10 protein-coding genes, 1 tRNA gene and 1 pseudogene are annotated in these 15,184 nt (G+C 67.7%); 8 read left to right on the plus strand and 4 right to left on the minus strand.

The genetic code is table 11. The annotated features are described in order from the left end of the window. Positions 1-117: 117 nt before the first annotated feature. Genes ACFQBT_RS08990 through ACFQBT_RS09025 form a run of 8 tightly spaced genes read left to right on the plus strand, consistent with a single transcriptional unit; the run spans position 118 to position 7,396 of the window. Positions 118-870, plus strand: coding sequence for a DeoR/GlpR family DNA-binding transcription regulator (locus ACFQBT_RS08990; RefSeq protein ID WP_377822079.1), 753 nt, complete (start codon positions 118-120; stop codon positions 868-870). Continuing rightward, the gene (pfkB, locus tag ACFQBT_RS08995; protein WP_377822080.1) at positions 867-1,811 is read left to right on the plus strand and encodes a 1-phosphofructokinase; all 945 of its coding nucleotides are present in this window, start codon (positions 867-869) and stop codon (positions 1,809-1,811) included. Before ACFQBT_RS08990 ends, pfkB begins: the two co-directional genes overlap by 4 nt. 49 nt (positions 1,812-1,860) lie before the next feature. Beyond that, positions 1,861-2,145 (plus strand): PTS sugar transporter subunit IIA, encoded by a 285-nt coding sequence (locus tag ACFQBT_RS09000; RefSeq protein WP_377822082.1) that lies wholly within the window; start codon positions 1,861-1,863, stop codon positions 2,143-2,145. Between the two features lie 41 nt (positions 2,146-2,186). Further along, positions 2,187-3,533, plus strand: a complete 1,347-nt coding sequence (locus tag ACFQBT_RS09005; RefSeq protein ID WP_377822083.1) for a fructose-specific PTS transporter subunit EIIC — start codon at positions 2,187-2,189, stop codon at positions 3,531-3,533. Between the two features lie 5 nt (positions 3,534-3,538). After that, positions 3,539-3,946, plus strand: a complete 408-nt coding sequence (locus ACFQBT_RS09010; RefSeq protein WP_377822085.1) for a hypothetical protein — start codon at positions 3,539-3,541, stop codon at positions 3,944-3,946. A 36-nt stretch (positions 3,947-3,982) separates the two neighbouring features. After that, positions 3,983-4,249 carry an HPr family phosphocarrier protein gene (locus tag ACFQBT_RS09015; RefSeq protein WP_377822087.1) on the plus strand — a complete coding sequence of 89 codons (267 nt, stop codon included), beginning with the start codon at positions 3,983-3,985 and terminating at the stop codon, positions 4,247-4,249. Positions 4,250-4,254: 5 nt separating this feature from the next. Then, the gene (ptsP, locus tag ACFQBT_RS09020; RefSeq protein ID WP_377822089.1) at positions 4,255-5,928 is read left to right on the plus strand and encodes a phosphoenolpyruvate--protein phosphotransferase; all 1,674 of its coding nucleotides are present in this window, start codon (positions 4,255-4,257) and stop codon (positions 5,926-5,928) included. Beyond that, positions 5,855-7,396, plus strand: a complete 1,542-nt coding sequence (locus ACFQBT_RS09025) for a hypothetical protein (protein WP_377822090.1) — start codon at positions 5,855-5,857, stop codon at positions 7,394-7,396. Before ptsP ends, ACFQBT_RS09025 begins: the two co-directional genes overlap by 74 nt. A 41-nt stretch (positions 7,397-7,437) precedes the next feature. Here the strand turns inward: ACFQBT_RS09025 and ACFQBT_RS09030 are convergent. The 4 genes and pseudogenes from ACFQBT_RS09030 to gltB all read right to left on the minus strand — a co-directional run bounded on the left by ACFQBT_RS09030 (position 7,438) and on the right by gltB (position 15,046). Beyond that, positions 7,438-7,520 (minus strand) — tRNA-Leu (locus ACFQBT_RS09030). Between the two features lie 56 nt (positions 7,521-7,576). Further along, positions 7,577-9,022, minus strand: a complete 1,446-nt coding sequence (pyk, locus tag ACFQBT_RS09035) for a pyruvate kinase (RefSeq protein WP_377822092.1) — start codon at positions 9,020-9,022, stop codon at positions 7,577-7,579. 45 nt (positions 9,023-9,067) lie between these two features. Further along, a pseudogene (locus tag ACFQBT_RS09040) lies at positions 9,068-10,524 on the minus strand (glutamate synthase subunit beta). Then, a complete protein-coding gene (gene gltB / locus ACFQBT_RS09045) occupies positions 10,517-15,046 on the minus strand; it encodes a glutamate synthase large subunit (protein WP_377822094.1) in 4,530 nt (1,509 codons plus the stop codon). The pseudogene ACFQBT_RS09040 and the gene gltB overlap by 8 nt, the downstream one beginning before the upstream one ends. Positions 15,047-15,184 lie beyond the last annotated feature (138 nt).

Below are 15,184 nucleotides of genomic sequence, written 5' to 3' on the forward strand. Positions count from 1 at the left end.
TCCGGATCCGCCGATTCAGGCTGTCGCGTGGCCGGTGACACCCACGGATCGAGTTTCCAACCCAAACAAATGCCCGTTTGTGTTGTTTTCGATTGTTTCATGTGGTTTCCTTGCTCTATGTACGCAACGGAGCGACACGAGCAGATCCTCAACGAGGCTCGTACGGCGGGGCGCGTGGAGGTCAGCACGATCGCCCACACCCTCGGGGTGACCACCGAAACCGTGCGCCGCGATCTGCGGGTCCTCGAGCAACGCGGCGCCGTTCGCCGGGTCCACGGCGGCGCGATTCCGATCGAGCGGTTCACCCCGGAGTCGGCCGTGGACGTGCGCGCCGGGCGGCTGACCAGCCAGAAGCGAGCGATCGCCGCACGCGCCCTCGATGAGATCCCGACCGGCGGGACGATCGTGCTCGACGCCGGTACGACGACCCAGGCCCTGGTCGAACTGCTCCCCCGGGAGATCGAACTGTCCGTCGTCACCAACTCGGTGTCGGCCGCGGCCGCCCTGGCAACCTTTCCCCACGTCGATCTGTTCGTGGTGGGCGGCCGGGTCCGCCGGCTCACCGGGGCCACGGTCGGGCGATGGACCACCGATGCGCTGGCCAACGTGTCCGCCGACGTCGCCTTCGTGGGCACCAACGGCTTCAGCCTCCGGCACGGGATGAGCACCCCGGACCAGGCCGAAGCCACCTCGAAGCAGGCCATCATCGACTGCGCGCGGCACGTCGTGGTCCTGGCCGACTCCAGCAAGTACGACGCGGATCAGTTCCATTCGTTCGCGCCCCTCAGCCGGGTCGACGTCCTCATCTCCGACCGCGGCCTGGCCGCGACCGAGATTGCCGACGCCGGACCCGAGGTGGTGCTCGCATGATCGTCAGCATCACTCCGAACCCCAGCGTCGACCGGACGATCTCAGTGCCCGGCTTCCGGGTCGGGGAGGTCAATCGCGCACTGTCCAGTCGGATCGATCCCGGCGGCAAGGGCATCAACGTGAGTCGTGCCCTGACCTCGATGGGCAGCCGGTCCCTCGCGGTGCTGCCGACGGGCGGACCCGAGGGGCAGCTCATGACGCAACTGCTGACCCGCGCGGGCGTCTCCTACCGCGCGGTCCCCATCGTCGGACAGACCCGGATGAACGTCGCCGCGGTGGAACCCGATGGCACGACGACCAAGTTCAACGAGGCCGGCCCGGTCCTCGAAGGCACCGACACGGCGGCCCTCCTGCAGCAGGTCTCACTCGAACTCCCCGCCGCCGATTGGCTGGTCGGTTGCGGGAGCCTGCCACCCGGCGTACCTGATGACTTCTACGCACGGATCGTCGCCCTGGGACGCGAGCACGGAGTCCGGGTCGCGGTCGACTCCTCCGGACCGCCGCTTGCTGTGGCCGTGGCCGCCGGACCCGACCTGATCAAACCGAACCACGAAGAGCTGGCCGAACTCGTCGGTGCCCCCTTGGCCACGCTCGGCGAGGTCATCGAGGCGGCGCACACCCTGGTCGCCGGCGGAGTCGGCGCGGTCGTGGTCAGTCTGGGCGCCGACGGTGCGGTACTGGTCGACGCGGAGCGCTGCGTCTGGGCCGGCGCGCGCGTCAGCAAACCGCGCTCCACCGTCGGCGCGGGTGACTGCCTGCTGGCCGGATTGCTGTCCGAACTCCACGCCGGCCACGACCCGGAACGCGCACTGATCGCCGGGACCACCTGGGGAGCGGCCGCCGTTCGCCTCCCGGGCAGCGCCGTCCCCGTGGCGGCAGACCTGCAGGACATCGACGTCACCGTCTCCCACCACCCCGATCCCACCATCGCGATCTCGTAGTCCCACCCCACCCCGCGGTCCGCACCGCACCACGAAAGGACACACAGCCGTGTCGCTCATCACCACCGACCAGGTCCTGCTCGACCTGGACTCCACCACCAGGGAGGACGCCACCACCCGGTTGGCGCAGACCCTGGCCGACTCCGGCCGCTGTACCGACATCGACGTGTTCCTGCGCGATGTCCGGGACCGGGAGGCCAAGATGGCGACCGGCCTGCCCGGCGGCATCGGCATCCCGCACGCCCGCAGCGCCGCCATCACCGAACCGTCGCTGGCCTTCGCCCGTTCACGCGACGGCATCGACTGGGGGCCAAAGACGGTCCGGCGCACCTGATCTTCCTGATCGCGGCGCCCGCCGACGGTGGCGACGCCCACATGCAGATGCTGCCGAAGCTGGCAAAAGCATTGATGAACAAGGACTTCCGCGCTCGCCTGGAGTCAGCGACCTCGGACCAGGAGGTCGTGGACCTGGTGAACGAGCACGTGTCCCTGGATGAGCCGGCACCGGCAGGGACCGCCGGCACGGCCGACGCGGCGACGGCACCGATCACCGAGGCACCGGGCTCTGCCGCACCGACCGACGATGCACCGGCATCGCTGACCCTCGTCGGCGTGACCAGCTGCCCGACCGGGATCGCCCACACCTACATGGCGGCCGAGGCGCTGGAGAACGCAGCCCGCGAAGCCGGGTACACGATGACCGTCGAGACCCAGGGGTCAGCCGGCCTGACCAAACTCACCCCGGAGCAGATCGCGGCCGCCGATGCGGTGATCTTCGCCCACGACGTCGAGGTGCGCGAGCGCGACCGGTTCGCCGGCAAGCCGCTGGTCGACGTCGGGGTCAAGAAGGCGATCAGCGACGGGCCGGCTCTCATCGACGAGGCGGCCGCCCTCGCGGCCGAGTGGAAGGCCGACCCGAGCAGGGCCGCCGCCGCAGCCACCGCCACGCTCACCGGCTCCGGCATGGCGACCAAGGTCGATGAGAGCGCCGGCTGGGGCACCCGGATCCGTCAGATCCTGATGACCGGCGTGTCCTACATGATCCCGTTCGTCGCCGCCGGCGGCATCCTGATCGCGCTCGGCTTCATGGTCGCCCAGTTCGCGGGCGGCAAGAGCGGCGCGATCGACGTGACGAAGAACTTCACGCTGGACCCGACGTCCACTGCTCAGGGCGTGACGATCCTGCAGAACAGCTTCAACCCGGCCAACGGTATGCACTGGGCGGCGTTGCTCTTCCTGATCGGAGCAGCCGCGTTCGGATTCCTGGTCCCGATCCTGTCCGGGTTCATCGCCTTCGCGATCGCCGACCGGCCCGGCCTGGTCCCCGGCATCGTCGGCGGCGCGGTGGCTGTGACGATGCACGCGGGCTTCATCGGCGGCATCGTCACCGGATTCCTCGGCGGGTTCCTGGCCAAGTGGATCTCCGGCTGGGCGGTGCCCAAGGGCGTGCGCGGTGTGATGCCGGTCGTCGTGATCCCGCTGCTGTCGACGTTGCTGACCGTTGGTCTGTTCATCACCGTGCTGGGCCGCCCCATCAAGGGCATCTCCGACGGTCTGACCCACTGGCTGAACGGGATGTCCGGCACGAGTGCCCTGGTCCTGGGAGCCATCCTGGGCGCCATGATGGGCTTCGACCTCGGCGGCCCGGTCAACAAGGTGGCCTACACCTTCGCGACCACCGGTCTGGCCGCTGCCGGCACCGCCACGAACGCCCCCAGTTGAAGATCATGGCCGCCGTGATGGCCGCCGGTATGGTCGCGCCGCTGGCGATGGCACTGGCCACAACCGTGCGACCGGGCCTGTTCAGCGAACCCGAGCGCGAGAACGGCAAGGCCGCCTGGCTGCTCGGTCTGTCCTTCATCAGTGAAGGCGCCATCCCGTTCGCAGCAGCCGATCCGTGGCGGGTCATCGTCTCCTCGGTGGCGGGTTCGGCCGTGACCGGCGCCCTGGCCATGCAGTTCGGGACGACGTTGCGCGCCCCGCACGGCGGAATCTGGGTGCTGCCGCTGATCGGCAACTTCCTGCTCTTCCTGGTCGCGCTGGCGATCGGTGTCCTCATCACCACGGCGTTGGTTGTCGCCCTGAAGTCGGGTGACCGCAGCCGCCAGCAGGTGGACGCCGCCGCTACTGTCTGAACAGGCCATCGTTCGTCAACCAGCAAGGAGACACTCATGGCGGAACGCACCGTCACCATCGCCTCATCGGTCGGCCTGCACGCCCGTCCGGCAGCGCTCTTCGTCCAAGCGGCATCCGAGAGCGGCCTGGACATCGAGATCGGCCGCAAGGGCGAGGACCCGGTGGACGCGACCAGCATCCTCGGCGTCATGGCGCTGGGCGCCAAGCACGGTGAAGAAGTTGTGCTGACTGCTGACGGGGAAGGTGCCGATCAGGCACTGGATTCCCTCGTCGAGCTGTTGTCGCAGGATCTGGACGCCTGAGTCCGATGACTGTGCTGCGAGGTATCGGGGTCAGTTCCGGAGCGGCGTACGGTCCCGTCGTGCTCGTCTCTGCGGCGGTCCGCCCGCCGGACAACGAGCCGGCGGCGGCCGATCCGGACGCCGAACTGGTCCGGGTCAAGGAGGCGTTCGAACACGTCGCTACCGACCTCGATACCCGCGCGGCGCATGCGGACGACACCGCACAGCAGATCCTCACCGCGACCGCACTGATCGCCCGGGACAAGAGTCTGCACAAGGCGGTCGGCAAACACCTGGCCGCCGGGCAGGGCCCGGCGACCTCGGTCGCGGCCGGCGTCGAGGAGTTCGCCGCCCAGTTCGAGGCGCTCGGCGGCTACTTCGCCGAGCGGGTCACCGACCTGCGTGACGTCGGTGCCCGCACGGTCGCTGCGGTGCTCGGGGTGCCCGCACCCGGCGTTCCCGAACTCACCCAGCCCAGTGTCATCGTCGCCGAAGATCTGGCCCCCGCCGAGACCGCGACCCTCGACCGATCCCTGGTCGCCGGAATCGTGACCGCCGAGGGCGGCCGGACGAGCCACACCGCGATTCTCGCGGCGCAAATGGCCATCCCGGCCGTGGTGCATTGCGAGGGAGCAATGGACCTGAAGCCCGGCACCATGGTCGCCGTGGACGGCGACGCCGGCGAGGTGCTGTTGTCTCCCTCGCACGAGACGGTCGAGCGGCTGCGCGAGCGGGGCGATCGGCGTACGGCGGCCCTCGCCTCCTCCTCCGGGCCCGGCCGCACGCAGGACGGTCACCCGGTCGCCCTCCTGGCCAACATCGGCGGTGTCGCCGACGCCGTCGACGCCGGAGCCCAGGACCTCGAGGGGGTCGGGCTCTTCCGCACCGAATTCGTCTACCTGTCGGCCACGACCGCACCGACCGCGCAGGAGCAAGCCGAGATCTACCGGCAGGTCTTCGCGCCGTTCCCGGGGCGCCGGGTCATCGTGCGCACCCTCGATGCGGGCGCGGACAAACCGCTGGCGTTCGCCGACCTCGGACCCGAGGAGAACCCCGCCCTCGGTCAGCGTGGGCTGCGGTTGTCCGCCGTGCGGCCCGATCTGCTGGACGCGCAACTGGAGGCGCTCGCGATCGCCGCGAAGGACACCGGCGCCGACGTCCGTGTCATGGCCCCCATGGTGGCCACTGCCGAGGAAGCGGCCTGGTTCGCGCGGCGCGTCCGCGAGAACGGCCTGCCGAAGTCCGGGGTGATGATCGAGGTGCCTGCCGCGGCCCTGCGCTCCCGGGACGTGCTCGCCGAGGTCGATTTCGGCAGCCTGGGCACGAACGACCTGGGTCAGTACACCATGGCCGCGGACCGGATGCACGGCGCCCTGTCGGACCTGCTGGACCCGTGGCAGCCCGCAGTGCTCGACGTGGTCGCCGCTGCCTGCCACGGCGCGGCCGACCGCGGCAAACCGATGGGAGTTTGCGGCGAGGCCGGCGGTGATCCGTTGCTGGCGCTCGTGCTCACCGGCCTGGGGGTACAGAGCCTTTCGATGGCGTCGGCCAAGGTGCCCATGGTCCGCTACGCCCTGTCCCGGCACACTCTGTCGGACTGCCAGCGCCTGGCTGCGCTGGCGCGGGATGCCCGCTCCGCAGGAGACGCGCAGGCCGCCGTACGGGCAGGTGCCAACCCCGAGGTCACCGCGTTGCTTTAGAAAAGGCAACGGGAATCCGACGCCTCGGTTTGACCTACCGGCAATCGGCACCGGCTTCAATGTAACCATCCGGCCGGGTTTCTTGGTGGTCGCGCCGGGCGAGGAGGTTTCCATGATGAAATTGCCGTCGACTCCGCGACGCAATCGGTACCTGGCTGCGGTCACCGCCGTTGCAGTCACCGCCATCGGAATTCCCGCCGTCCAATTGGTCGGCTCGTCCGCTTCGGCCGTCAGTAGGGTCTCTCCCGACCGCGACCAGCCGCAGTTTCTGAAGCGCACCAGAACGACACTGGTGGGAAATCTCCCGCGGATCCCGTGGGAGGGCGGTTCGGCCTACTGGGCCAAGTTTGCGAACGCACGGGCAGGGGGCTGGAACTCCGCCAGCTTCTTCCCTATCGGCTGCTGGTTCTGCAATGTCTCCAGTGACCAGGAGATCGCGTTCGACAAATCGAAGGGGATCAACACCTATATCGGGATGTGGGAAGGCACGGATTTCTCGCTGTTCCCGTCCAACCGCGTGTACTGGCTGGGTACCGGCCTCAAGGGTCAGTCGAATACTTCGCCGTACAACCCCGGGGTGTTTCTCGATGACGAAGCCGACGGCACCTTCACCCCGGCTTCTGCGGGCCAGCAGCACCTGGCGGCGCTCCGCAAAACCGTGGGCTCCAACCGCTTCTCCTACGCCAACTACACCTCACAGGTCATCGGGAGCGATATGGCGCTCTCCGATCAGCTCAAATTCGTGAACGACTACACCGACGCTGTCTCCGTCGATATGTACTGGTACTCGATCCCGTTCTGTGACTGGACGCCGTATCGGGGCAACCTATACGCGGTGCCGATCCCGCAAAAGACGTGCCGGACCGCGCATTCCTACGGCCTCACCAACGAGGCCCTTCGCAAGCGGGACGCAGCCGACGGCAAATTGCAACCCACGTGGACCTGGATAGAGAACTTCAACGGGATGTCCGGTGCGCCTGCCGCGCCCTACATCACACCGGCGCAGTTGAAGGCGGCGGCGATGTCGACGATTATCCATGAGGCCCGCGGACTGTTCTGGTTCAACCAATCGTTCACCGGGGCCTGCCAAAGCGCCAACGTGATCCGGGAAGCGCAGTACAGCCCGACCAGCACCTGCGGCAAGAAGTACCGCGCGAATATCGACGCGATGGGCGTGGTCAACAACCAGGTGAAGGCGTTGGCCCCGGTCCTCAACACCCAGTCGTATCGGTGGAGCTTCGGCACCGGCATCGATTCGATGCTCAAGCTCAAGGACGGGTACGCCTACATCTTCGCGATGACCGACGGTACGGCAGGCCAACGCACATTCACCCTGCCACCGGGCATTTCGGGCAAGGCGGTGCAAGTTCTCAACGAGAACCGGTCACTGCCGGTTGCGAACGCCAAGTTCACCGATGCGTTCGCGGCCGAAACCACCTACCACATCTATCGGACTTCGCTGAAGTAGCGTCATTGCGCGGCCTTGAGAAAGGCCACCTTCGATCAGAGTGCCGGGAGCGGGACTTGAACCCGCACGCCCTTGCGAGCAAAGCATTTTGAGTGCTCCGTGTCTGCCATTCCACCACCCCGGCAGGGCGGGCCCAAGCATAGACGAGCACCCGGGCCACTGCGAAACCGACGGCGTGGGCTAGTCGTCCTCGTACGCCGGGGTGACCTTGTTCACGGCGTCGCCGACCCGGTGGACCCGCAGTGCGTTCGTCGATCCGGGGATGCCGGGCGGCGCACCCGCGACGATGACGACCTGGTCGCCTTCCTCGCACAGGCCGCTGGTCAGCAGGATCTCGTCGACCTGCTTGGCCATCTGGTCGGTGTGCTTGACCTGGGGCATCAGGAAGGTCTGCACACCCCACACCACGGCCAGGCGGTTGCGGGTGGACTCGAACGGCGTGAACGCCAGCATCGGCCGCTTGGAGCGCACCCGTGCCAGTCGCTGCGCGGAGTCACCCGACGTCGTGAAGGTGACCAGGAACTTCACGTCGAGTTGCTCACCGACCTCGGCCGCAGCGGCGGTGATCGCTCCGCCCTTGGTCTTCGGCTTGGTGCCGAGCGGCCGGATCCGCTCCAGACCGTGCTCCTCGGTGCTTTCGATGATCTTGGCCATCGTCTTGACCGCCTCCAGCGGCCACGCGCCGACACTGGTCTCGCCGGACAGCATGATGGCGTCCGCACCGTCGAGTACGGCGTTCGCGCAGTCGCTGGTCTCCGCCCGGGTCGGGCGGGGATTCTCGATCATCGACTCCAGCACCTGGGTCGCCACGATGGCCGGTTTGGCGGCGCGCCGGCAGATCTCGACCGCACGCTTCTGCACGATCGGTACCTCTTCCAGCGGCATCTCCACGCCCAGGTCGCCGCGGGCCACCATCACCCCGTCGAAGGCGTCGACGATCGCGCGCAGGTTGGCCACCGCTTGCGGCTTCTCGATCTTGGCGATGACCGGGACGAATCGGTCCTCCTCGCGCATGATCTCGTGCGCCCGGTCGATGTCCGAGGGCTCGCGCACGAAGGACATCGCGATCAGGTCGGCGCCCAGCCGCAGCGCGAACCGCAGATCGTCCTCGTCCTTGGCCGACAGCGCCGGCACGCTGACGGCGACACCCGGCAGGTTGATGCCCTTGTTGTTCGAGCAGACCCCGCCCTCGACCACCGTCGTGACAACATCCTGACCGTCGACCGCCACCGCGCGAAGTTCGATCTTGCCGTCGTCGATGAGCAACCGGTCCCCGGGCCGGACATCACCGGGCAGACCTTTGAAGGTCGTCGACACGATGTCCTGGGTCCCCGGGACATCCCGGGTGGTGATGGTGAAGGTCGCACCGTTCTTCAGTTCCACCGGGCCGTCGGCGAACCGGCCGGTGCGGATCTTCGGCCCCTGCAGGTCGCACAGGATGCCCACCGCGCGGCCGGTCTGGTTCGAGGCGTCACGGATCGCCACGTACCGCTTCTCGTGTTCCGGATGCTCCCCGTGCGACAGATTCAGCCGCGCGATGTCGAGCCCGGCCTGCACCAGCTCGAGAGTTCGTTCCGGGCCATCGGTGGCTGGGCCGAGAGTGGCCACGATCTTGGCGCGTCGCATGCTCCCAACCCTAATGAGCAGAAGCCGTACGAACGAGTAACACCCTCACACCACCAGGGGTCGATCGGTGGGTTTGATCGGCGCCGGGAGGGCCGATCCGCCGGTGAGGAAGGCATCTACCCCCGGGCTGCGGCTCGGCCCTCGGCGATCGCCCACACGATCAGCGACTGCCCGCGGCCCGCGTCACCGGCGACGAACACACCGGGGACGGAGGTCATGAAATCCTTGTCCCGCTTGATGTTCGAGCGTTCGTCGAGATCGACACCGAGTTGTTCGACGACCCCCTTGCTCTCCGGACCCAGGAACCCCATCGCCAGCAGAACCAGGTCGGCGGGGATCTCCCGCTCGGTGCCGGGGACCGGCTCGAAGCCCTTATCGGTCCGCTCCACCTCTACCAGGCGTAGCGCCTTCACGTTGCCCTGATCGTCACCCACCAGTTCCGTGGTGTTCACCGCGTAGGTGCGTTCGCCACCCTCTTCGTGGGCGCTGGCGACGCGGTAGATCATCGGGTACGTCGGCCACGGCTGGTTGTCGGGCCGCTCATCGGTCGGTCGCGGCATGATCTCCAGCGAGGTGACCGATGCAGCGCCCTGGCGCAGTGAGGTACCGATGCAGTCCGCGCCGGTGTCGCCACCGCCGATGACCACGACGTGCTTACCCTGCGCCGTGACCTGGCCCTCGACGCTCTCCCCCACCGCGACTCGGTTGGCCGGCGGCAGGAAGTCCATTGCCTGCATGATGCCGTTCAGTTCACGGCCGGGGACGGGCAGGTCGCGCGGCACGGTCGCACCGATCGCCAGCACCACGGCGTCGTAGCGCTGCCGCAGCTGCTCGCCAGTCACCTCGGTGCCCACGGCGGTGCCGCAACGGAAGCGGGTGCCCTCCATTTCCATCTGCGCCAGGCGCCGATCGAGGACGGACTTCTCCATCTTGAACTCGGGAATGCCGTACCGCAGCAGGCCACCGGCCTTGTCGGCACGTTCGTAGACCGCCACGGTATGCCCGACCCGGGTCAACTGCTGGGCAACCGCGAGGCCGGCGGGGCCGGAGCCGATGATCGCAACCGTCTTGCCGGACAAGCGGGTCGGGATCTGCGGCGTGACGTTCCCGTGCTCGAAAGCCTGCTCGATGGTGGTGACCTCAATCTGCTTGATGGTCACCGCCGGCTCGGAAATGCCCAGCACACAAGCCGTTTCACACGGCGCCGGGCACAGCCGACCGGTGAACTCCGGGAAGTTGTTGGTCGCGTGCAACCGGTCGATCGCATCGGACCAGTCGCCCCGCCACGCCAGGTCATTCCACTCCGGAATGAGGTTGCCGAGCGGACAACCGCTGTGGCAGAACGGGATTCCGCAATCCATGCAACGGCTGGCCTGACGCTGCAGGGTGCCGAGCTGCTGCTCCTCGTAGACCTCTTTCCAGTCCTTCAGTCTCACCGGGACGGGACGACGGGCCGGCAGCTCACGCTCGCGGACCTTCAAGAAACCGCGCGGGTCAGCCACGGCTCACCTCCATGATTCGCTCCCACACTTCGTCGCCGTCGAGGTCGAGTCCCTCGGCCTGTGCGTCCTCACGCACGTCCAGCACCTTCTGGTAGGCCCGCGGCAGCACCAGCGAGAACCGTTCGGAGCTGGCCTCCCAATCGGTCAGCAGGCCGCCGGCCACCGCGGAGTCGGTCCATTCCTGATGTTCCTGCAGCAATCTGTGCACCACGTCCAGGTCGGACAGGCGAAGCGCCATCACGTCCACCAGTTCGGGGTTCACGAGACGCTCGTCCAGGTCGAGGACGTAGGCGACACCGCCGGACATCCCCGCGGCGAAGTTCCGGCCGGTCGGACCGAGGATCAGCGCGGTGCCACCGGTCATGTACTCGCACCCGTGATCACCCACTCCCTCGACCACGGCCGTCGCACCGGAGTTGCGCACGCAGAAGCGCTCCCCCACCAGACCGCGCAGGAAGATCTGCCCGCTCGTGGCGCCGTACCCGATCACGTTGCCGGCGATCGCGTTCAGCTCCGCGACCAGGGATGCGTCCCGGGTCGGTCGCACGACGACCCGCCCGCCGGACAGACCCTTACCGACGTAGTCGTTGCCCTCGCCGAACAACCGCAAGGTGATGCCCTTGGGCAGGAAGGCGCCGAACGACTGACCGGCGGCACCGACGAGGGACAACTCGATCGTCCCGTCCGGCAGGCCCTCGTGGTAGCGCTTGGTCACCTCGTGACCGAGCATCGTGCCCACCGTGCGGTTGACGTTGGCGATGGCGACCTCGCCGCGCACCGGCTCCTGGTTCTCCAGCGCGTCGTGGCACATGGCGATCAGTTGCTGGTCCAGCGCCTTCTGCAGACCGTGGTCCTGCGGCACGACGTGGTGCCGGGCGGCACCGGCGGGTACGTCGACCTGCCGCAGGATCGGCGAGAGGTCCAGCCCCTGCGCCTTCCAGTGGTGAATCGCCTCGGTCGTGTCCAGGGTCTCCACCTGGCCAACGGCTTCCTCGATGGAGCGGAAACCCAACTCCGCCAGCAGTTCTCGCACTTCGGTGGCGATGTACTCGAAGAACGTCTCGACGAATTCGGGCTTGCCGTTGAACCGCTCGCGCAGCTCCGGGTTCTGCGTGGCCACACCCACCGGGCAGGTGTCCAGGTGGCAGACCCGCATCATGATGCAGCCGCTGACCACCAGCGGTGCGGTCGCGAACCCGAACTCCTCGGCGCCCAGCAACGCGGCGATGACGACATCGCGGCCGGTCTTCATCTGGCCGTCGGTCTGTACGACGATCCGGTCGCGCAGGTCGTTTAGCAGGAGCGTTTGCTGGGTCTCGGCCAGGCCGATCTCCCACGGCGCACCCGCGTGCTTCAGCGAGGTCAGCGGAGCTGCGCCGGTGCCACCGTCGTGGCCGGAGATCAGCACGACGTCCGCGTGCGCCTTGGACACACCGGTCGCTACGGTGCCGACACCGACCTCGGAGACCAGCTTCACGTGCACCCGGGCCTCCGGGTTGGCGTTCTTCAGGTCGTGGATCAGTTGTGCGAGGTCCTCGATCGAATAGATGTCGTGGTGCGGCGGCGGCGAGATCAGCCCGACGCCGGGCGTCGAATGCCGGGTGCGCGCGACCCACGGGTAGACCTTGTTGCCGGGCAGCTGGCCGCCCTCGCCGGGCTTGGCGCCCTGCGCCATCTTGATCTGGATGTCGTCGGCTTCGGTGAGGTAGAGCGAGGTGACCCCGAACCGGCCGGAGGCGACCTGTTTGATCGCCGAGCGGCGCGTCGGGTCGAGCAGCCGGTCGACGTCCTCGCCGCCCTCACCGGTATTCGACCGGGCGCCAAGGCGATTCATCGCGATGGCCAGCGTCTCGTGCGCTTCCTTGCTGATGGAGCCGTAGCTCATGGCGCCGGTGGAGAACCGCTTCACGATCTCGCTGATGGGCTCGACCTCGTCCACCGGGATCGCGGGGCGATCGGACTTGAACTTGAACAGACCGCGCAGGGTCATCAATCGTTCGGCCTGGTCGTCGACCCGTGCGGTGTACTGCTTGAAGATGTCGTAACGCCGCGCCCGGGTGGCGTGCTGCAGGCGGAACACCGTTTCCGGATCGAACAGGTGCTGCGGGCCCTCACGACGCCATTGGTACTCACCGCCGACCTCGAGGGTGCGGTGCGACAGCGGCTGACCGTTGACCGGGTAGGCGATCGCGTGCCGGGCGGCGATCTCCTTGGCCAGGACATCCAGACCGACCCCGCCGAGACGGCTGACGGTGCCGGTGAAGTACTCGTCCACCAGTTCGCGGGACAGTCCGATGGCCTCGAAGACCTGGGCCCCGCGGTAGGAGGCGACCGTGGAGATACCCATCTTGGACATGACCTTCAGCACGCCCTTGCCGAGGGCCTTGATGAGGTTCTTGACGGCCTTCTCCGGCGTGATGTCGGTGATCGCGCCGCGGCGGATCATGTCCTCCACCGACTCCATGGCCAGGTAGGGGTTGACGCACGCCGCGCCGTACCCGATGAGCAACGCGACATGGTGCACCTCCCGCACGTCCCCGGCCTCGACGACCAGACCGACCAGGGTGCGGGTCTTCTCGCGGGTCAGGTGGTGATGCACGGCCGAGGTGAGCAGCAGCGACGGGATCGGTGCGAATTCGGCGTTGCTGTCCCGGTCGGACAGCACGATGAACTGGTAGCCGTCCCGGATCGCCTCGCTGACCTCGGCGAAGATGCCGCGCAGCCGTGCGCGCAGGGCCGTGACGCCGCCGTTGACGTTGTAGGTGCCCCGGATGACGTACGTCGCCTGGCGGCCGTCGATCTCGAGGTGCGTGATCTTGGACAACTCGTCGTTGTCGATCACCGGGAAGTCGAACTGCAGCATCCGGGCGTGCTCCGGACCCGCCGTCAGCGCGTTGCTCTCCGGACCCATCAGGCCGCCCAGTGAGGTGACCAGTTCCTCGCGGATCGCGTCCAGCGGCGGGTTGGTGACTTGGGCGAACAACTGGGTGAAGTAGTCGAAGATCAACCGCGGGCGATCGGAGAGTACGGCGATCGGAGTGTCCGTGCCCATCGCACCGAGCGCTTCGCCGCCGGTCTTGGCCATCGGCGCCACGAGGATGCGCAGTTCCTCCTGGGTATAGCCGAAGGTCTGCTGGCGACGTACCACCGAGGCGGGGGTGTGCCAGATGTGCTCACGCTCGGGCAGATCGGCGAGTTTGATGACGCCGTCCTGGAGCCACTGGGCGTACGGGTGCGCGCCGGCCAGTTCTTCCTTGATCTCGTCATCGCCCACGATGCGGCCCTGCTCGGTGTCGATCAGGAACATCCTGCCGGGCTGCAACCGGCCGCGGCGCACCACCTTGGACGGGTCGAGATCGAGGACACCGGCCTCGCTGGCGAGCACGACCAGGCCGTCGTCGGTGACCGAGTAGCGGCCGGGTCGCAGACCGTTGCGGTCCAGGACGGCGCCAACGAGGGTGCCGTCGGTGAACGCCACACAGGCGGGGCCGTCCCAGGGTTCCATGATCGTGGAGTGGTACTGGTAGAACGCGCGTCGGCCCGGATCCATGGTGGAGTGGTTCTCCCACGCCTCCGGGATCATCATCAGGACCGCGTGCGGCAGGCTGCGGCCACCCAGGTGCAGCAACTCAAGGACCTCATCGAAGCTGGCCGAGTCGGAGGAGAAGTTGGAGCAGATCGGCAGGATCCGAGATAGGTCGCCCTTGAACAGGTCGCTGCTCAGCTGGGATTCACGGGCGCGCATCCAGTTGCGGTTGCCCTTGACGGTATTGATCTCACCGTTGTGCGCGATGTAGCGGTACGGGTGGCTCAGCGGCCAGCTCGGGAAGGTGTTGGTGGAGAACCGCGAGTGCACCAGCGCCAACTCGGTGGTGAACCGCCGGTCGGACAGGTCGGGATAGAACGGCTCGACCTGGCCGGTGGTCAGCATCCCCTTGTAGGTGATGGTCCGACACGAGAACGAGGGGAAGTAGACGCCTTTTTCGTTCTCGATGCGCTTGCGCAGACAGTAGGCGCGCCGGTCCAGTTCGACGCCGGTGAGGTCGCCTTCGACCGAGGTCACGAACGGTTGGCGGAACGCCGGCATGACGTCGCGCGCGGCCTGACCGATCACATCGGGGTTGGTGGGCACGTCGCGCCAGCCCAGCACCCGTAGGCCCTCCTCGGCGGCGATCTGGGCAAACCGCTCACCCACGGCCCACTGCTCGTCGGGGTCGGTGGGCAGGAACACCGTGCCCACGGCGTAGGAGCCGGCGGTGGGCAACTCGAAGTCGACGACGGCGCGGAAGAACTCGTCGGGGATCTGGGTCAGGATGCCTGCCCCATCACCGACCATCGGGTCCGCACCGGTGGCCCCGCGGTGCTCCAGGTTGATGAGCGCCGTCATGGCGTGCTCGACGATGTCGTGACCGGGGGTACCCCGCATGGTCACGACCATGGCAACCCCGCACGCGTCGTGCTCGTTGGCCGGGTCGTAGAGACCCGTGGAGGCGGGTACCGCTGAGAAGGGCATGGAAGCCATATCCGCTCACCGTTCTCCGGCCGGAGCCGGTTCGTCGTCTACCGAAGGCACACCGCAGTGCGCCCAGCGGGACGACGTTGGCCTGCGGGTCCCGTCAGCCTAGTCGGCTGCGCGAGTGTTCACCAAATGGGACACAAA

The organism is Branchiibius cervicis (assembly GCF_042661605.1).
Taxonomy (GTDB): Bacteria; Actinomycetota; Actinomycetes; order Actinomycetales; family Dermatophilaceae; genus Branchiibius; species Branchiibius cervicis.

Excerpts from the sequence above, each read along its gene's own strand:
- ACFQBT_RS09010 (WP_377822085.1), top strand. The coding sequence starts at position 3,539 with ATGGCCGCCGTGATGGCCGCCGGTATGGTCGCGCCGCTGGCGATGGCA.
- ptsP (WP_377822089.1), top strand. The coding sequence starts at position 4,255 with ATGACTGTGCTGCGAGGTATCGGGGTCAGTTCCGGAGCGGCGTACGGT.
- ACFQBT_RS09005 (WP_377822083.1), top strand. The coding sequence starts at position 2,187 with ATGCAGATGCTGCCGAAGCTGGCAAAAGCATTGATGAACAAGGACTTC.
- ACFQBT_RS09025 (WP_377822090.1), top strand. The coding sequence starts at position 5,855 with ATGCCCGCTCCGCAGGAGACGCGCAGGCCGCCGTACGGGCAGGTGCCA.
- pyk (WP_377822092.1), bottom strand. The coding sequence starts at position 9,022 with ATGCGACGCGCCAAGATCGTGGCCACTCTCGGCCCAGCCACCGATGGC.
- pfkB (WP_377822080.1), top strand. The coding sequence starts at position 867 with ATGATCGTCAGCATCACTCCGAACCCCAGCGTCGACCGGACGATCTCA.
- gltB (WP_377822094.1), bottom strand. The coding sequence starts at position 15,046 with ATGGCTTCCATGCCCTTCTCAGCGGTACCCGCCTCCACGGGTCTCTAC.
- ACFQBT_RS09015 (WP_377822087.1), top strand. The coding sequence starts at position 3,983 with ATGGCGGAACGCACCGTCACCATCGCCTCATCGGTCGGCCTGCACGCC.
- ACFQBT_RS08990 (WP_377822079.1), top strand. The coding sequence starts at position 118 with ATGTACGCAACGGAGCGACACGAGCAGATCCTCAACGAGGCTCGTACG.